Below are 17,861 nucleotides of genomic sequence, written 5' to 3'. Positions count from 1 at the left end.
TCGGTCGATACAGAGGCGCCGCCTCACAGCACCACGAAGAGCAGCCACACCACCACGGGGGCCACCAGGGTCACGATGGCGCCGTACACCATCAGCTGCCGGAAGAACACGTCGCGGTCCACGCCCTTGGCATTGGCGAGCACCAGGGCGCCATTGGTGGAGAACGGACTGACGTCGACGATGGTGGAGGACACGGCCATCGCCGCGATGAAGCCGACCGCGCTGACGCCGGCATCGCCCTGCAGGAACGGCACCCCCAGCGGGATCAGCGAGCCGAGCACCGCGGTCGACGAGGCGAAGGCCGAGACCACGGCACCGACGAAGCACAACAGCAACGCGGCCACCATGGGCGAGGTGAGACCGGCCACGCTGTGGCCGACGAAATCGATCGTGCCCATCTTGTCCATCACGCCCACGTAGGTGCTGACACCCACGATCAGCATGATCTCCGGCCACGACACCTGGCCCAGGGCGCGCTTCTGGAGGTTGGGCGCCATCAGCGTCAGCAGCAGTCCGATGGTGATCGAGACGAAGCCGATGTCCTGCTTGAAGAACAGCGTCAGCACGGCCAGCGCCAGCAGGCCTAGCACGGTGACAATCTGGTAGAGGCGCGAACCCTGGTCGGCCGGGACCGCCGGCGCCGCGTCCATGAGCGACTCGCCAGCCGCAGTCGCGACGCGGCGCTCTTCCGCGAACGATTCGGCCTCCGCATCGCCGAACACCTGCGCCCCGCCCTGCGCATGTGCAGCGCGGCGCGTTGCTGGTACTGCGCCGGTCACGTCGGCCTTCTGGCGCAGCAGTTTCATGCCGCCCATGAGGAAGAACAGCAGCAGCGACACGGACAGGTTGACACCGAGGCTGGCGAGCATGGTCGCCAACTCGTTGAGCGGCAGGCCGGCCTTGGCGACGATCTTGTTGGTGATGCCGCCGTAGATGCTGATCGGCGAGAAGCCGCCGCCTTGCGCGCCGTGCACGACCATGAGTCCCATGAGCAGTGGATTGATGCCGTACTTGGCGGCAAAGCCCAGCGCGATCGGCGCGATGATGGCCACCGCCGCGGGGCTGACCGCTCCCACCGAAGTGAGCAGCGCGGCGATGAAGAACATGATCCAAGGAATCGCGGCGATGCGCCCGCGCACCGCACGCACCGCCAGCTTGACGAGCCAATCGATGGTGCCGTTGTTCTGCGCCAGCGCAAACAGGTAGGTGATGCCGACCAGGGTGAGGAACAGGTCGGCGGGGAAGCCGCCCATGATCGCCTTGGCGTTCATGCCGGCCACCAGCGTGCCGACCAGGAAGGCACCGACGAAGGCGATCACGCCCATGTTGATCGGTAGCACCGTGGCGAGCACGAACATGCCAACCAGGGCGTAGATCGAGATCCAATGAGAAGTCATCAATGCGTCTCCGGGGGTTTTGGGGTTCGACGCATCGGGCTGTGCATCTGGGTGCGTAAGGTACGCACCGCCTCCAGGACGATCAATGAAGCTGTCGCGTTGATCCTTACGCGAATTGAAACGATCGAGGGTTAACCCGAGCCCAGTCGATGGCTCCCGTTCAGCCGAGTTCCGCTTTCGCCAGGCGGCACACTGACAGCAACGCGAGCAGGTTGGGATCGCGTTCGCGAGTGCGCAGAAAGTTGAGCGCGATGGTCTGGCGCATCAGGTACTTGGTCTGCAACGGGATCAACTGCACCTTCTGAGGCATGGCGCCGCGCACACGGCCCGGCAACAGCGTGTAGCCGACGCCCCCGCTTACCAGGTTCATCAGGGAGAAGATGTCGCCCGTCTTCATCACCACGTTCGGTGTGAAGCCGGCCACACGAAACGACTCCATAAAACCGCTGTAGGTGACGAAGCCTTCGCTCAGGCTCACGAAGCGCTCTCCGGCGCAGGCGCTCAGGTCGATCTCCTTCTGCGCCGAATAAGGAGAATCCACTGGCGCGGCGAACTGGATGTCGTCCTGGAACAGCGGCTCCGATTCGACGTCGGAAGCATCCTCGGGGATCGCCATGAGGGCGGCATCGATCGCGCCGTCCCGCAACTTCTGCAGCAGGTCGGCATTGGACCCCAGGACGAGCTCGGTGTGCAGTTCCGGCTTGCGCAGCTTCATTCCCATGATCAGCTGCGGCACCGTGCGACTCGTCAGGGAATAGAGCGAGCCGATGCGGATCCGATCGGCCGAGTAGCCGGCGACTTCTCGCGTGGCGCGGATGCCCTCTGACATCGTGCGAAGCACCTCGCGGGCGACCTCCGCCAGCGCATGAGCGGCTTCAGTCGGGTGCAGGTTGCGGCCTTCGTGCCGGAACAGCGCGCAGCGCAGCCCAGTTTCCAGCGAATGCAAGGCGCGGTGCACGCTGACGGCGCTGATCTCGAGCTTTTCAGCCGCGCGTGCGAGATTGCCGGTCTCCATGAAGGCCAGGAGGATCTCGAGCTTGCGGAAGGTAATCTCTTCGTCGACGCGGAGGAGCATGGGTGGCCTGCGGATGAAATCCAATCGTAACCCTGACAAGCGCGAGCGAATCGCGCCGCCCCGGGCGCGCCGTATTTGCAGAAAGTAGCGTGGTGCGCGTTACGCGCGGGCATGAGGATCTGCTTGCTTGCGCTCGGTGAATTTCCTTGCGCCCAAGGAATAGGCGCCGGACGCGAAATTGAGGGCATGGCCACGGCGGGCCGCGGTCGCGGCCCTTGCGAACAGCTCGTCGCCCATCTCTTTCCACCACGACTTGGTGATCGCCACGGAGGTCGGCGACCACTGCGACACTTGCGCACAGATTTCTGCCACGCGCGCGTCCAAGCCGGCATCGTCCACAACCTCATGCACCAAGCCGAGCGTCAGGGACTGCGCCGCCGGCACGATCTCGGCGAGCAGCACCAGCCGCTTCATCGCGGCCTCGCCGATGATCGAGGCCAGCAGCGCGCTGCCGAAGATAGCCGCGGAGCCCACCTTGAACTCCGTCATGCCGAAGCGCGCCTTGGTGGAAGCGATGCGAAGGTCCGCCATGAGCGCGATCTGCAGTCCGGCCCCGGCAGCCACTCCGTTGACCCGGGCGATGACCGGCTTGGTGAGCGCACGAAACACCTCGTAGAGTGCCATGTAGCTGTCAATGCGCGCGGCGGAGCCTGCCGCATCCATTGCGGCGCTCTCATGCTGGTCCTGGCCCGCGCAGAAGGCCTTGCCCTGGCCGGTGATCACGATGGCGTGCACTCCCGGGTCGGCATCGGCGCACAGAAGCGCGCTCTGGAAGAGTTCACGCTGCGTGCAGTTGAACGCGTTCATGGCTTGCGGACGATCCATGGTGATCAGGGCCACGCCCTTCTCCACGGCGAGAGTGACGCAAGGTCGCGCGGAAAGTGCTTCGTTCATCGGGGTGTCTCCTGAATATGCGGATCTCAGCGGGTGGCTGCCCTGATGCGCTGTACCACCTGCTCCCATTTGGTCGATTCCTGCTGCAGCTTGTCGCGCGCCTGGGTCGGCGTGCTGTGGACGACCTCGACCCCGAGCTGCGCGAAGCGGCGCTTGACCGCTTCGTCATCGAGCGTCTCGTTGAGCGCTGCGTTCAGGGTGGCGACCACGTCATCGGGGGTGCCCTTGGGTGCCAGCACTGCATACACCGAGGCGGCAACGAACTGCGGCAGGCCCTGCTCCGCGAAGGTCGGAAGCTCCGGGAAGATGGCCAGCCGCTGGGGGCTCGCCACGCCGACGGCCGCCACTCGGCCGGTCGCGAGATTGGTGAGAGCGGTCGGCGAAGTGGTCACCATGATCTGGATCTCGCCCGCGAACAGGTCGGCCATGGCGGGTGCGGAACCACGGTAGGGCACGTGCAGCAGATCGACGGACGCCTGCTGCCGAAACCATTCGGTGACGATGTGCTCGGTCGATCCATTGCCCGACGAGCCATAGGCGAGCTTGCCCGGCTGCTGCCGGGCCTTGGCGGACAGCTCTGTGTATGAGGTGATGCCGCTGCCTTTCGACACGAGCATGACCAGGGGCAATTCGCCAACCGTGGCCACCGGCCTGAAGTCCTTGGCGATCTCGTAGCCCACAGACTCGGCACCGGACATCTTCTCCGACATGACATAGGAAGTGGTCGGTGCCATGAGCAGCGTGTGGCCGTCGGGCGCCGCCCGCTTCACGAATTGCGCGCCGATCGCGCCGGAAGCGCCGGCCTTGTTGTCCACCACGACGGACAGCTTCAGCTTCTGCGCCATGCCTTGGGCCAGGATGCGCCCCACCACGTCGACGCCGCCGCCGGCTGGGAATGCCACGACCAAGGTGACCGGCTTGTCCATGAGGCCGGCCTGGGCCCATGCGCAGAGGGCGAGACTGGAAACCACCGCGATCGTGCGGCGCCAGCGATGCATGGCAACTCGGATCATGTTTCTTCCTTTCAGTTGGGAAATCGGAAAACGATGGAGATCCTGGTCGGGCGTGGCGTCAGCGCTTGACGGCGCGAAAGCCGGCTGCCTCGGCGTCCCACACGCCCGCCACGGCGCGCGAGAGTTCCTTCTTCTGAATCCTCTGCGTCGGTGTCTTCGGGAAGGCATCGATGAACTCGACGTAGCGGGGGATCTGGAAGTAGGGCAGCTTGTCGCTGCACCAGCGGATCAGCTCGAGCGGCGCGATGCCGGCACCTTCGCGCAGGCGCACGAAAAGCTTGAGCTCGTCTTCGCCGAGATCGCTGGGTACGCCGACCAGCGCCACCTCGGCAACCGCCTCGTGCTGCGCGAAAACGCTCTCCACGTCCCAGGCGGCAATGTTGATCCCGCGGCGTCGGAGCATGTCCTTCTTGCGACCCGCGTAGAAGAGATGGCCGTGCGCATCGGCGTGTGCGAGGTCGCCGGTGAGGAACAGTTCGCCGCGGCGTGTGGCTGCATCGGCCTGCGGATTTCTGAAATAGCCTAGAAAGCCGAGGCGCGGATCGAGAGCGCGGATCGCGATCTCGCCCTTGTCCCCCGGCTTGACCAGCGTGCCGTCATCCGCAAGAAGCGAGATCTTGTAGTAAGACAGCGCCTTGCCGATGGAGCCCGGCGGACCGTCGAGATTGGCCGTCACGAAGGTGATCAGCTCGGAGAGCCCATAGCCTTCCCGCATGGTCACGCCGAAGCGCTCGGCGAACGCCTGCCAGACATCGGCGGGACAGCCACCGCCCCAGGCGATGCGCACGTCGTGCTGGCGGTCGTCGGGGCGCACCGGCTGCTTCAACAGCATCGGCAATACGCTGCCCAGATAGTGGATGTGCGTGACCCTGTGGCGGCGAACGTCATCCCAGAAGTTGGAAGCGCTGAATCGTTCCAGCATCGCCAGCTGGAAGCGGCCCATCAGCGCGGCGATTGCGACGGCGACGCCGGAGCCGTGATGCATCGCCTCCCAGAACAGGAAGACATCGCCCGGGCCGGCCTCGGTCAGGCGAAGGATGGCCATCGGGCCGGCGCGCAGATGGCGGTCGGTCTTCAGAACGCCCTTGGGAGCGCCGGTGGTGCCCGAACTCGGGCTGAGAGCGATGACCTCGTCGGCCCGCACGACTGGGGCCGCCTCGTCCTCGGCGCAGGAGGCGAAGCGGTCGAACTCACCGTCGATGCCGTTGCGCCAGATCACCCGGGGCAGGGTACTTCCGAATTCGTTCAAGGCGGCACGGAACGCGCTGTCGGCGACGATGGCTTGCGGTTCGAGTTCGTTGAGCAGGTGGGCCAGCGGTGCTCCCAGCAGGTGCACGTTGATAGGCACGCGGACCATGCCCAGTCGCGCCAGTGCAAAGAGCAGGTAGAGGTGCTCGGGATGACTGGGCAGCATGACGGCCACCCGGTCGCCCTTTTGCAGCCCATGCGACTTCAGCAGGGTCGCCACTTGATTCACGCGCCGATTCAGCATCCCGACGCTGATGCGCTCATCTCTGAAGGAGCAGTAGATCTCTTCCGGGTTTGTGCAAGCGCGCCGCGCGAGCAGTTCGCCGATTGTTTCGTCACCGGGCTCAGCCATGGCGATCGGTTCAGCCAAAGAGGTTCCTTGCGACATCCTGTTCCCGTGAAGATTGGCTGAGACCAGCCGAAGTAATTGCAATTCAATTACGTGGTTTGTATTCCAATTTAATCTTCAGGCTTGTGCTTCGCCTCGTCAAGTGCGTAGATGCGTGACCCTGGCGCGAGCACGCGAGCACGCCCTGTGCGTCGGGTGAACCGACACCCTTCGGTTGATTTGCGAGGGAAGGCAGCAGGGCCGCAGCCCTCAGATTGATGCTTCGCGCGCTGCCGACTTGAGCCGGGGCAGGATCAGTTCGCGCACCTGGGCGATGTCGAAACGCGAACGCACGGTGGACACGTTGAGGGCGGCGATAGGACGCCCGGAGAAATCCGTCACCGGCACGGACACCGAGACGCCGTCATCACCGAAATTCTTCTCGGTGAATGAATGGCCCTCTTCCGCCGCCTTGCGGAAAACAGCAAGTATTGCGGCGCGGCTGCGGCTGCCGAAGCGGGCCCGCACCTCAGGCGGCAGCGCGTCGAGCATCTTCAAAAGTTGCGCCTGCGGGGCTTGCGACAGGAGCACTTGGCCGGAAGAGGAGGTGAGCGCAGGAAAGCGGCTTCCAACCGGAAGATTGATGGTCGTGACGTGCGCGCCGGGGACGTTCAAGAGCACCACGACCTCGTCTCCATCCAGTTCGACCCATGACACCGTCTCGCGCGTCTCTCTCGCGAGCCTCTCCAGCAATGGATAGGCCAGCTCTCGTTGTGGATGGTGACGATGGATGCCTCGCACCAGCCCCAGCAGCTTCAGCGCCGGAAAGTATTTCTTCGACTCGCTGTCCTTGTTGAGATATCCAAGCCAGTGAAGCGTATAGACGAAGCGCTGCGCCGCACTTCGGCCCATGCCCGTATTCGCCGCAATGTCACCGATCGAAAGGGCAGAGTCATGTTCGTTGAATAGCTCCAGAACGCGCATGCCCTTGTCCATCGAACCGACGAACAAACGCGGATCAGGTTGGCTGCGATCGCCATGCGAACTTTCTTGAACGCGGGTGCGATGCTTTGAGAGCTTTTGAGGCGTATCCACGGGGGAGTATGACGATCGATAGTGTGAATACGGATCGAGATGCGGTGCTTCTTGAAGAGGAGCGGGCCGCCTGCGGTAGCGAGCGCGCGAGCAGTGTAATGCACCCGCGCGATTCAAGTCGCCGCTGGAAGAAGCGGCATGGCTGGAATGGCGCGATCCATGGCCCGCGGCCGAGACGAACGAATGGATCGCTGAAACGAAATCGAACTGTTCGTGCAGAAGAACAGAATCCATGAACCGCGAGGTTCACTCACATAGATATGCACACCTTGAGCCGGCGAAGCAAGAATTCTTTCCAGATCAAGTCTCTGTTCGACTGGTCCATCGTCCCAGTCGAACATCACCCGACCGGCAAACGCTGAAGCGGCAATCCGTTCAAAAAATGCGGCCCGACGGATGCTGCGCGCTCGGGCGTTTGCCTCGCCTGTGCTACGCGTAACGCCACGACCACTCCGGCAGCACCGATCGTCGCCGGCGCGCTCGTTGCGTCGAATATGCGAACGGAGGAAGCCAGGGAGGACGTCGTTTCAGCGTCTTCCGCTGCCCAATGATTTCTGGCCAGGGCTCGCCGCAGGGACCGACAAAGTCGCCGCGAGCCAGCGCCTGACCGTGGTCAGGATGGAGTCGTTCCACTTTGCGGTAGGGGCCACGAAGTAGTAGCCGCCCAACTGGATGTGGGAGGGCACAACTTCGACAAGTTCTCCTGATTCCAGCCTGTCGCCGCAGATCAAATCGCTCACCAGCGCGACGCCTTGACCCAGCCGAGCAGCTTCGAGTGTGAGGTGGCCGTGCCACAGGCGAGGCCCGCGCAGGCGGGGAACCTCGTCCACGCCCTGCGACTGGAACCAGCCCTCCCACAGCGCAGTGGATTTTTCGTGCAGCAGGGGCAGTTGCAGCACGTCGGCGGGTGAGGTGATTCCGGGGTGTCGGCGCAGCAATGCCGGGCTTGCCACGGCAAGGATGCGCGGTCGAACGAGCAGCTCCGAGCGCAGTCCGTCGCGTGTTTCCGGCTGCTCCAGGAAGACGATCTCCGCGTCGGCCTCGTCGCGGTCGAAGTCCGGCCGTTCGCTCGTCGGCTGCAGGATCACTTCCGTGTCCGTGAGGCTTGCCTCGAGGATCGGCAGCCTCGCGAGCAGCCTGTGGCTGGCCAGGCCGACCATGCAGCAGATGTGGATGGCGTCGCCTCGCCCGTGGGCGAGCTCGGCGGTGGCCTCCTCGAGCAGGTCGAAAGCCTTGCGGGCCTTGGAGGCGAAGCGCTCGCCTTCACGCGTGGGCTTCAGGCCGCGTCCGTCCTTCTTGACGAGGGAGGTGCCGACGCTCGCCTCGAGGTTCTGGATGTGGCGCGAGATGACCGTGTGCGAGACCGCGAGCTCTTCGGCGGTCGCCCGCACACTGCCGGTACGGCCGAATGACTCGAAAGCCCGGACCGTCAGCAGAGGTGGCAGCCTGCGGCGCTTCATGCCTCGCTATTTCCCGGCGCCATCGCTGCAGCGCATGCTCAGCACGCGCTGCGCGTCTTCCGGCTCGGCGCGATGCGCCGAGACGACCTGCTGCAGCTTCTCTAGCACCGTCTCCGCGAAGGCTGCGGTGCGACGCCTGTCCAGGTCGGCATGAAGCCCGATCTGCTCCTGGGTCGCATGGACGGTATCAGACCCCGCAGCGCGCAGTTCGAGCCACATGTGCAGTCTCACATGATCGGCGCCAACCAGGCGAAGTTTCACCTCCAGGGGTGTACCGACTCGAAGCTCACGGAGGAAGCGCACTCGGGCATCCACGATGAACAAGCCGTGCCGCGTGCGCTTCGTGTACGCCAGTCCCAGGTCCACGCGGTCGAGCAGGTCGTAGGTGACATCGTCGAAGAGCGCGACGTACCGCGACATGTTCATGTGGTCGTACGCGTCAATCCACTCGGGCTTCACGATGTGCCCGCGAGAAGTAAAGAGGTCGTCCAGCCAGCCAGTTTCCATGCGGCCAGTGTACCGGCATCCCCGTAGGGGTTCACCCTGCAATTGGAAACCTGTATGCACCAGTCAGTCGCAATCTAACTGCTTGTTGCCCTCCGATGCGTGCTTATGATGAACACGACGCAACAAGCCCTGAAGGACAAGACGTGAAGCTCTCCGGCGCCGCGGCCATCGTCGGCATCCACGAATCCCCTCTCAGGGACGCACGCGAAGTGCATCCGTTCGAGCTGCAAATGCAATGCGTGCTCGCGGCCCTTGATGATGCCGGCCTGGTGCTGTCCGATGTCGACGGTTTGTGCAGTGCATCCGGTGATTGGGCGGAAGGCGGCGCGGTTGAGAGCGTCATCGAGTTTGCCGAGTACGCGGGTCTCCAACCCACCTGGTTCGATGGAACTGATGTGGGTGGCTGCTCTTATGTCGCCCATCTGGGCAAGGCCGCCACCGCGATTGCAGCCGGGCTGGCGGAAGTCGTCGTCATCAGCTATGCCGCGTGCCCGCGTTGGTGGCCCTTGAAGACACCTTCGTTCGATCCGTTCGTCCTCCCGGCTGGCCCCGGACAGTACGAGCTTCCCTACGACCCGACGCTCATCTCAGCTTACGGGATGTTCGCGCACCGGCACATGCACCTGTACGGGACGACGCCCGAGCAGATGGCGCAGGTCGCGGTGATCTTCCGCCGCCACGCGCTGGCCAATCCTCATGCACGCATGCGCAAGCCAATCACTGTCGAGGACGTGCTGGCCTCGCCGCTGGTCGCATCGCCGCTGCATCGTCTCGACTGCTGCGTGGTGACCGACGGAGGCGGCGCCGTGGTCGTGACGAGTCGTGAGCGTGCACGGGATCTCAAGAAGAAGCCCGTCCATGTCGCCGGCTTCGGAGCCGCGATTCACCGGACCCAGTTGAGCCAGATGGACCGCGAGATCCGTACGCCCGCCGCTCTCTCGGGCTCGCGCGCTTTCGCGATGGCCCAGCTCACGCCCCGCGATATCGACGTCGCCCAGATCTACGATGCGTTCACCATCACGCCGATGCTGGCGCTCGAGGACCTCGGCTTCTGCGGCCGAGGCGAGAGCGGCGCCTTCGTGAGCGATGGTCACCTCGACATCGACGGCAGCCTGCCGACCAACACGGATGGCGGCGGGCTCGCCTCCAACCACCCCGGCAAGCGCGGCATCTTCACGCTCATCGAGGCCACGCGGCAGTTGCGCGGCGAAGGTCCCGGCGTCCAGGTGCAGGGTGCTGAAGTCGCACTGGCGCACGGCCTGGGCGGCACGTTCTGTTCTGCCGCCACGGCGGTGCTCACGCTCTGACCATGAATCCCCACTACCTCCCCGTGCCCGACGCGCTCAGCCGCCACTTCTGGGAAGGCGCGCGCGATCGGAAGCTCATGATCCAGCGCTGCCCCGTGACCGGCCGCCACCAGTGGTACCCACGCAGGCATTCCTTGCACGCCCCGGGCGCCGAGCCGCAGTGGGTGCAGGCGAGCGGACGTGGGACTCTCTTCACCTACTCCGTCATCCACCGCGGAAACGGCACGACACCCATCCCTTACATCTGTGCCGTCATCGAACTGGAGGAAGGCGTCCTCTTCACGTCGACGCTCCACGGCGTGGAGGAAGCCGATGTCCGCATCGGCATGCCGGTCGAGGTGGATTTCGAGCCTTCCGGCGCCGATCTCGTCCTTCCCGTCTTCAAGCCCGCGACCCAATGAACCAGCGCATCACACTCGAGGCGATCGCTCCCGGCGACACCCATGCTTCCACGCGCGTGACGATCAGCGAAGCGCACATCGTGTGGTTCGCCGGGCTCACGGGCGACTTCAACCCCCTCCACATGGATGAGGAAAGCGCAAGCAAAGGGCCGTTCGGCCGGCGCATCGCGCACGGCATGCTGTCTTACTCAATGAGCACCGGCATGCGGTCGCGCATCGACGACTGGGAGATCCTCGCTTTCCTTGAAACCAGTCGCAGGTTCAAGGGCCCGGTCTTCGCCGGCGACACGCTGCACTACGTGGCGACCGTGCGCGAAGTGCGGCCCAGCGCGTCGAAACGAGACCGCGGCGTCGTTCGCGTGGCGATGGTGCTGCACAACCAGGACGGGGCGGTTGTCCAGGAGGGGGAGGACGTCTTTTCCGTCGCGACAGGAGTTCAGGCATGAGCAAGCGCTTCGAAGGCCGGGTGGCGTTCGTCACCGGCGGCACGGGCGGGATCGGCTCGGCGGTCTGTTCGCGTCTCGCCCGGGAAGGCGCCGCGGTCATCGTCGCCGACCTGCCGACCGCGGACCCGCAGGGTTTCGCCCGCCGGCTGCAGGCAGAGGGGCTCGATGCCTTCGGCGTGGGGCTCGATGTCTCCAGCCGCGGGAGCTGGGAGCAGGCGGTCGAAGCGTTGCCCGAGTGTTTCCGCGGCTGGCAGGTGCTGGTGAATGTCGCGGGCATCGTCCGCGACCGGTCGCTTCCGAAGATGACGGATGCCGAGTGGGATGCCGTGATGGGCGTCAACCTGCGGGGGGCGTGGCTCGGTTGCCAGGCTGCGTTCGCCTCGATCGAGCGCAGCGGCTGGGGCCGTATCGTGAACATCGCATCGACAGCGATGTACGGCACCTTTGGCCAGGCCAACTACTCGGCCGCGAAGGCCGGGCTGGTGGGCTTGACGCACACGGCAGCGCTGGAGGGCGCGCGCCGTGGGATCCTGGTGAACGCCGTCGCACCTGGCGTCGTCGACACCTCCATCATCTCGGGTGTACCAGACGAGGTGCGCGCTGACTGGACGAGCAAGACGCCGCTCGGCCGCATCGGCCAGCCATCCGAGATCGCTTCGGCCGTCGCCTTCCTGGCGTCGGAGGATGCGAGCTTCATCACCGGCCAGACCATCGTGGTCGATGGCGGTGCAACCACAGGCGACTACTAGGCGCCAATCACTCCCTGGGAGGTTTCAGCAATGACACAGCACTTCACCCGCCGCCGGTTCGTCCAGTCCGGGGCGGCCCTCGGCGCGTCTATTGGCCTCTCCGGGCTGCAGCAGGCGGCAGCGCAGGACGATCCGCTATACCAGGCGGCGAAGAAGGAGGGAAGGCTCTCCATGTACTGGGGCTCGTACGAGCAGAAGACCGCGGAGGAGATTCGCGACGCCTTCAAGGCGAGGTACCCGGGCATCGAGGTGGGCCTGCTGCGCCAGGCGTCCCAGACCGTCTACAACAAGCTGCGCCTGGAACTGCAAAACGGCGTCGCCGAGTGCGACTCGCTGGGCACCACGAACATCCTGCACTTCGTCGAACTGAAGAAGGCCAACGCGCTGCTCACCCATGTGCCGGCCGATTCGCAGATCCTGCCCTCCAGTCTGCAGAAACTCGACTCGGACGGTACTTACCACGTGGGCGCGGTCAGCTTGACCAGCATCAACTTCCAGCCCGCGAAGGTGAAGAAGCCGCCCGTCGGCTGGAAGGCGCTGCTCGAAGACGAGTGGCAAGGCAAGATCACGATCGGCAGCCCCACGTCTTCCGGCGATGTCGCGAGCTGGGTCGTCGCCATGCGGGCGAAGTACGGCGACGACTTCCTGCGCCGCCTCGCGAGGCAGAAGCCGAAGATCGGCCAGTCGAATGTCGACACAGTGACGGACATCCTGTCCGGCGAGCGGCTCGTCGGCGCGGCCGCGCCATTCAGTTACACCCTGGCGCAGAAGGCGGCGGGCAACCCGATCGACGTCGTGGCGCCGGAGGATGACCTGATCCTGAACCTCGGCGTGATGGGGATCCCAAGGAACGCGCCGCACCCGAACGCGGCGAAGCTGTTCCACAATTTCATGTACTCCCGTGAGGTGTCGCAGATTCTCTCGAAGAACTTCTGGCCGACGCTGCGCAGCGACGTTGCGTGGGCCGAAGGCCGCACGCTCGACAAGCTGAAGTGGTATCGCAACCCGCTGGACAATCTCGCGGCAGAGGTGGCCGAGGGCATCGCGAAGTGGAAAGAGATCATGGCATGAGCGCGGTTGCCGGTACCCCCGTCGACACGATGAACGCGTCGCCGGCGTTCACGCTGGGGCAGCGGCTGCGCCATCTGCACCCCGGCAAGGCCTTGGTCGTCGCGGTGGTGCTGGCGCTCCTCGCGCTGCTCATCGTCTATCCGTCCGGCTGGGTCATCAGCAACAGCCTGCAAGACGACGCGACCAAGGCATGGTCCCTGTCCAACTACATGCGCATCTTCAGCGAGCGGGAGCTGATTCGGCCGGTGCTCAACTCGCTGCTGCTCGCCGTCGCAGTCGGCCTCCTTTCCGTGCTGCTTGGCGCGCCCGCGGCATGGCTGGTGGCGCGAAGCGACATGCCGGCCCGCGGCCTCGTGCGGACTCTGACGATCGCTGCTTTCGTGACGCCTTCCTTCGTCGGGGCGACCGCCTGGATCCTCCTTGCCGCCCCCAATTCAGGCTGGCTGAACAGTCTGTGGCGTGCCGCGGCAGGCACCGACGCGGCGCTGTTCAACATCTATTCGATGACCGGGACGATCTTCGTCAGTGCCATCTACACGGTGCCCTTCACCTTCACGATCGTCAGCAGCGCGCTCGAATCGATGGCGGTCGAGTTGGAGGATGCGGCCACCACCCTGGGTAGTGGCACATGGCACACCATGTTCTCGATCACGTTGCCGCTGGCGCTGCCGTCGATCCTCGCAGGCTTCATCCTTTCATTCATCCAGGGCGTCACGCTTTTCGGCGTACCTGCCTTTCTGCTGGCGCCCGCGCGCACACAGGTAGTGACGACCAAGCTCGCCGAGCTCTACCAGCAGTTCCCGCCGCAGCTGAACCTGGCTGCCGCGTACTGCATACCGCTGCTGTTGATGACGGCGACGCTCTTCTTTGTGCGCCGGCGACTGCTCGGGCGCAAGCGATTCACGATGATCTCTGGCAAGTCGCGCGGGAGCCGTCGCGTCGCACTGGGCCGCTGGCGTTGGCCTGCATTTGCTTTTGCGCTGTTCGTTCCCGTCACCGCCATCGTCCTGCCCTATGCAGCCCTGCTGCTGGTGTCGCTCAGCAAGGCGTGGGGTCGCGGCCCCGGGCTCGACAACCTGACGCTCGCCTGGTACCAGCGCGTCCTGATCGGCAACGTCGAAACACGAACCGCCATCGTGAACTCGTTCACCTTCGCGATCGCCGGGGCGACGGCGTGCGTCCTGCTCGGCACTGTCGTCGCCTATCTTGTCGAGCGGCGCGCTGTACGGGCCACGTCCTTGTTCTCGGGGCTGGCTACCTTGCCGATCGTCGTGCCTGGCGTCGTGCTGTCTGTGGGCTTCTTTGCCGCGTTTACCAGGCCGCCGTTCCAGCTCTATGGAACGGCCTGGATTCTGATAGCGGCGTTCACTGCTGCGTTCCTCCCGATCGCATTCACGCAGGCCAGCGCTCTCATCAAGGGGATCTCCCCCGATCTCGAGCGCGTCGCTCGCAGCCTGGGCGCGAGCGAAGCCCATGCCTTCCGCGAAATCACCGCGCCCCTGCTGCGCAACGGGCTGATAGCAGCCTGGCTGCTCGTCTTCATCCCGATCATCCGCGAGCTCTCCGTCGCAGTGTTCCTCATCACGTCCCGCACCAATGTTATGACGACCATGATCTACAACGCCAAGGATGGCGGGGACTACGAGGCCCTCTGTGCCATGAGCGTGCTGCTGATCCTCAGCACCCTGGTGCTGGTCGGCATCGCGCAGTTCGCCACGCGCAACACGGCCAGGCGTGCCACTGAAGGGATTCCGACATGAGCCGCATCCGCCTGGAAAAGCTGCGCAAGGACTACGGAGGGCAAACGGCCCTGCGCGGCATCGATCTCGACATCGCGAACGGTGCGCTGCTGGCACTGCTGGGTCCTTCCGGCTGCGGGAAGTCCACCACCCTGCAACTACTGGCGGGGTTCGAGGAACCCACCGAAGGCGCCATCTGGGCTGACGACCAGCTGCTGTCCAGCCCGCGCGGATCCGTCCCGCCGGAGAGGCGAGGGGTCTCGCTGGTGTTCCAGAACTATGCGGTCTGGCCGCACAAGACCGTCGCAGAGAACGTTGCTTTCGGCCTGAAGCTGCAAAAGCTCACCACGGGCGAGCTGCGCGGCCGTTTGGACGAAGCACTGCAGGCGGTGCATCTCACCTCCCTGCGGGACCGCTATCCGGCCGAGCTTTCCGGCGGGCAGCAGCAGCGTGTCGCGCTCGCTCGCGCCCTCGCTGTGCGGCCGCGGATCCTGCTGCTCGATGAGCCGCTCTCCAACCTGGATACGCACCTGCGCGAGGAGATGCGTTTCGAGATTCGCCGCGTGCACGAGCTCCTGGGCATCACCACCGTGCTGGTGACGCATGACCAGGCGGATGCCCTTTCGACCGCCGACGTCGTCGCCGTCATGAATGCAGGGCGCATCGAGCAAGTTGGCACTCCGCAGGAGCTGTACGTGAAGCCGCTCAACGCGTTCGTCGCGACGTTCATTGGCTGCAACAACGAACTGCGTGGTACCCACCTGGGCGGCGGGCGTGTCCGTCTCGACGGTCGGGAATTCCACGGTCTCCTGACGCAGGCACTGGACGTGGGCGCGGCCGCCTCGATCTGCATCCGGCCGTCCAAGGTCGTCCTGCAACAAGGCACGGCGGCTGATGCCAACTCCGTTGCCGGACAGGTCTTGCGCGCTTCGTACGTGGGCGAGTACAGCGATGTCCTCGTCAGCGTGGGCAGCGAGCAGACGCTACGGGTGAACGTGAGCGCAGGGACGCCGGTGTCGGTGGGTGACCGCGTAACCCTGCGCCTGCCTGTCGAACAATGCCAGGTGCTCGCTTCGGGAGCCGCCGAATGAGTGTGCTCGAGAACCTTCCGCCTGGCGAAGAGATCGTGCGGCGCCGCCAGGGCCCCGTGGAATGGATCGTCTTCAACCGGCCTCATGCTCGCAATGCACTCACGCATGCGATGGAATCGCGGCTCACGGATCTCTTGCGCGAGCTCAATTCGGACGGCTCGGTGCGAGCGGTCGTCCTCACCGGCGCCGCTGGAACCAAGCCTGCGTTCATGGCCGGTGCGGACATGGGCGATCTGGAAGCCGCAGCTTCGCCGGACATTTCCATCCGCCTGGAGGAAAGCTCGGAAGAGTTGATGGCTGCGCTGGAACAAGTGAGAGCGCCGGTGATCGCTGCCATGGCCGGAGCCTGTGTCGGCATGGGCGTACTGATTGCCAGTGCCTGCGACGTGCGTCTTGCGTCCGCGTCGCTGCGCTTCGGCTTTCCCATCGCGCGGACGGTGGGCAACTGCCTGTCCCTGAAGAATTACGCCCGGCTCGTTTCCATGATTGGCCCGGCGCGCACCAAGGACCTCGTCTTTGACCCGACGCTGCTCAGCGGAGACCAGGTGGCAGCCATCGGTGCTGCCAAGGAATGCGTTGCGACCGAGGCGGCGCTCCTGCAGCGCGCCCAGGCGGTTGCCGAGAACCTCGCAACGCTTGCGCCGCTCACCTTGTGGGCAACCAAGGAGTCGCTGCGCCGCCTGCGCGATGCAGCCATACCCGCCGACCCCGGCCAGGAGCTGCTTCAGGCCTGCTATGTGTCGAAGGACTACCAGGAGGCGATCGCCGCGTTCGTCTCCAAACGCGCTCCTGTTTTCACCGGCCGCTGAATCGGCCTCACTGGACTCACAATGACCCCAATACCCCCCAACGAAAGTGCCGGCCCGCTTGATGGCATCCGCGTCATCGACCTCACGCACATGCTTTCCGGCCCTTACTGCACCTGGCTCCTCGGGGCGCTCGGCGCGGACGTGATCAAGGTCGAGCGCCCGAGCAGCGGCGACTTCACCCGCATCGTGGAACCGATGCTGGAGGACGAAAGCCTCTACTTCATGAGCGTCAACCGCAACAAGCGCAGCCTCACGCTGAATCTGAAGGATCCGCGGGGCAAGGAGCTCCTGCTCAAGCTTGCAAAGGGCGCCGATGTGCTGGTCGAGAACAACCGGGCCGGGGTGATGGTCCGCCTCGGCCTCGGCAAGGAAGATCTGGCGAAGGTCAATCCGCGTCTCGTCTACGCCTCCATTTCCGGCTTCGGCCAGAGTGGCCCCTACCAGCACCGGGCCGCATTCGACGTCGTGGTGCAGGCCCTCTCCGGGATGATGAGCGTCACCGGCGAGCCCGGGGGTGGCCCGTGCAGGGTCGGCACATCGATTGGCGACATCGGTGCAAGCCTGTTCGCGACGATCGGCATCCTCTCGGCGCTCCAGAAGCGCCATGTCACCGGGCACGGCGATGCGGTGGATGTGTCGATGCTCGACTGCCAGCTCGCGCTGCTCGAGAACGCAGTGGCGCGAACGCTCAATACGGACGAACTGCCGCGCGCGCTGGGCAGCCGCCATCCGCTCATCGCGCCCTTCCAGGCATTTGCCACCGCGGACCGGCCGCTTGCGGTTTGCGTGGACACGAATGAGCAGTGGGAAAGGCTATGTCGTGCGATGGGTCTGGAACACTTGTTGCACGATCCCCGCTTCACCACGGGCTCGCGCCGCAACGCGAACCACGGCGAGCTCGAGCCGATCCTCAAGGCCGGCTTCTCGAGCAGGACGCGCGAGGAGTGGCTGCAGCTGTTCGACGAATTCGACGTGCCTTCCAGCCCCATCAACTCGGTCGCTGAGGCGTTGGAGGACCCACAGGTGCGCCATCGCGAGATGGTGGTGGAAGTTCCGCCCGGATCGGGCCGGAGGTTCGTCGACGTGCCGATCCGCATGCCGGGATCCATCAGGCCATCTGCCTCGCCCGCGCCCAGGCTGGGAGAGCACAACCGCGGCATCCTCGCCGAGCTGGGGCTGGGCGACTCCGAGATCGATCAGCTCGAGCGGGAACAGGTGATCTGACATGAAG

Annotated in this window: 17 protein-coding genes; 9 read left to right on the top strand and 8 right to left on the bottom strand. The window is 65.0% G+C overall.

All coding sequences use genetic code 11. The features are described 5' to 3' along the window. Positions 1 to 23 precede the first annotated feature (23 nt). The 8 genes from ACSQ9I_RS38870 to ACSQ9I_RS38835 all read right to left on the bottom strand — a co-directional run bounded on the left by ACSQ9I_RS38870 (position 24) and on the right by ACSQ9I_RS38835 (position 9,017). Positions 24 to 1,397: an SLC13 family permease gene (locus ACSQ9I_RS38870; protein WP_436317237.1), complete on the bottom strand. Its 1,374-nt coding sequence runs from the start codon at positions 1,395 to 1,397 to the stop codon at positions 24 to 26. Positions 1,398 to 1,557: 160 nt separating this feature from the next. Next, entirely contained in the window at positions 1,558 to 2,472 is a 915-nt protein-coding gene (locus ACSQ9I_RS38865; protein ID WP_436317236.1) for a LysR family transcriptional regulator, read from the bottom strand. 99 nt (positions 2,473 to 2,571) lie between these two features. Further along, entirely contained in the window at positions 2,572 to 3,312 is a 741-nt protein-coding gene (locus tag ACSQ9I_RS38860) for an enoyl-CoA hydratase/isomerase family protein (RefSeq protein ID WP_436317235.1), read from the bottom strand. Positions 3,313 to 3,392: 80 nt separating this feature from the next. Continuing rightward, positions 3,393 to 4,379: a Bug family tripartite tricarboxylate transporter substrate binding protein gene (locus tag ACSQ9I_RS38855; protein WP_436317234.1), complete on the bottom strand. Its 987-nt coding sequence runs from the start codon at positions 4,377 to 4,379 to the stop codon at positions 3,393 to 3,395. Positions 4,380 to 4,437: 58 nt separating this feature from the next. Next, on the bottom strand, positions 4,438 to 5,979 hold the full coding sequence (locus tag ACSQ9I_RS38850; RefSeq protein ID WP_436317233.1) for an AMP-binding protein: 1,542 nt from the start codon (positions 5,977 to 5,979) through the stop codon (positions 4,438 to 4,440). A 246-nt stretch (positions 5,980 to 6,225) separates the two neighbouring features. Continuing rightward, positions 6,226 to 7,284, bottom strand: coding sequence for an IclR family transcriptional regulator (locus tag ACSQ9I_RS38845; RefSeq protein ID WP_436317232.1), 1,059 nt, complete (start codon positions 7,282 to 7,284; stop codon positions 6,226 to 6,228). A gap of 293 nt (positions 7,285 to 7,577) precedes the next feature. Further along, the gene (locus ACSQ9I_RS38840; RefSeq protein WP_436317231.1) at positions 7,578 to 8,510 is read right to left on the bottom strand and encodes a LysR substrate-binding domain-containing protein; all 933 of its coding nucleotides are present in this window, start codon (positions 8,508 to 8,510) and stop codon (positions 7,578 to 7,580) included. 6 nt (positions 8,511 to 8,516) lie between these two features. Next, complete coding sequence (locus ACSQ9I_RS38835) at positions 8,517 to 9,017, bottom strand: thioesterase family protein (protein ID WP_436317230.1); 501 nt, start codon at positions 9,015 to 9,017, stop codon at positions 8,517 to 8,519. Between the two features lie 143 nt (positions 9,018 to 9,160). Here ACSQ9I_RS38835 and ACSQ9I_RS38830 point away from each other — a divergent pair, with 143 nt between their 5' ends. From ACSQ9I_RS38830 to ACSQ9I_RS38790, 9 genes are read left to right on the top strand one after another with little or no spacing between them, the layout of a single operon-like run. Further along, positions 9,161 to 10,324, top strand: coding sequence for a thiolase C-terminal domain-containing protein (locus ACSQ9I_RS38830; RefSeq protein ID WP_436317229.1), 1,164 nt, complete (start codon positions 9,161 to 9,163; stop codon positions 10,322 to 10,324). Between the two features lie 2 nt (positions 10,325 to 10,326). Next, positions 10,327 to 10,725 carry a Zn-ribbon domain-containing OB-fold protein gene (locus ACSQ9I_RS38825; protein WP_436317228.1) on the top strand — a complete coding sequence of 133 codons (399 nt, stop codon included), beginning with the start codon at positions 10,327 to 10,329 and terminating at the stop codon, positions 10,723 to 10,725. After that, complete coding sequence (locus ACSQ9I_RS38820; protein ID WP_436317227.1) at positions 10,722 to 11,171, top strand: MaoC family dehydratase; 450 nt, start codon at positions 10,722 to 10,724, stop codon at positions 11,169 to 11,171. Before ACSQ9I_RS38825 ends, ACSQ9I_RS38820 begins: the two co-directional genes overlap by 4 nt. Then, positions 11,168 to 11,920 (top strand): SDR family oxidoreductase, encoded by a 753-nt coding sequence (locus tag ACSQ9I_RS38815; RefSeq protein ID WP_436317226.1) that lies wholly within the window; start codon positions 11,168 to 11,170, stop codon positions 11,918 to 11,920. The genes ACSQ9I_RS38820 and ACSQ9I_RS38815 overlap by 4 nt, the downstream gene beginning before the upstream one ends. Before the next feature lie 30 nt (positions 11,921 to 11,950). Then, positions 11,951 to 12,991, top strand: coding sequence for an ABC transporter substrate-binding protein (locus ACSQ9I_RS38810; RefSeq protein WP_436317225.1), 1,041 nt, complete (start codon positions 11,951 to 11,953; stop codon positions 12,989 to 12,991). Beyond that, positions 12,988 to 14,751, top strand: coding sequence for an ABC transporter permease (locus ACSQ9I_RS38805; protein ID WP_436317224.1), 1,764 nt, complete (start codon positions 12,988 to 12,990; stop codon positions 14,749 to 14,751). The genes ACSQ9I_RS38810 and ACSQ9I_RS38805 overlap by 4 nt, the downstream gene beginning before the upstream one ends. Beyond that, positions 14,748 to 15,821, top strand: a complete 1,074-nt coding sequence (locus tag ACSQ9I_RS38800) for an ABC transporter ATP-binding protein (protein ID WP_436317223.1) — start codon at positions 14,748 to 14,750, stop codon at positions 15,819 to 15,821. The genes ACSQ9I_RS38805 and ACSQ9I_RS38800 overlap by 4 nt, the downstream gene beginning before the upstream one ends. Continuing rightward, positions 15,818 to 16,630 (top strand): enoyl-CoA hydratase, encoded by an 813-nt coding sequence (locus ACSQ9I_RS38795; protein ID WP_436317222.1) that lies wholly within the window; start codon positions 15,818 to 15,820, stop codon positions 16,628 to 16,630. The genes ACSQ9I_RS38800 and ACSQ9I_RS38795 overlap by 4 nt, the downstream gene beginning before the upstream one ends. A gap of 21 nt (positions 16,631 to 16,651) precedes the next feature. After that, positions 16,652 to 17,854: a CaiB/BaiF CoA transferase family protein gene (locus ACSQ9I_RS38790; protein ID WP_436317221.1), complete on the top strand. Its 1,203-nt coding sequence runs from the start codon at positions 16,652 to 16,654 to the stop codon at positions 17,852 to 17,854. The last annotated feature ends 7 nt before the right edge of the window (positions 17,855 to 17,861 follow it).

Source organism: Variovorax sp. LjRoot84, from assembly GCF_964254305.1.
Lineage (GTDB): Bacteria > Pseudomonadota > Gammaproteobacteria > Burkholderiales > Burkholderiaceae_C > Variovorax.
The sequence above is the reverse complement of the archived record's forward strand: the minus strand, read 5'-3'. Positions and strand labels throughout refer to the sequence as shown.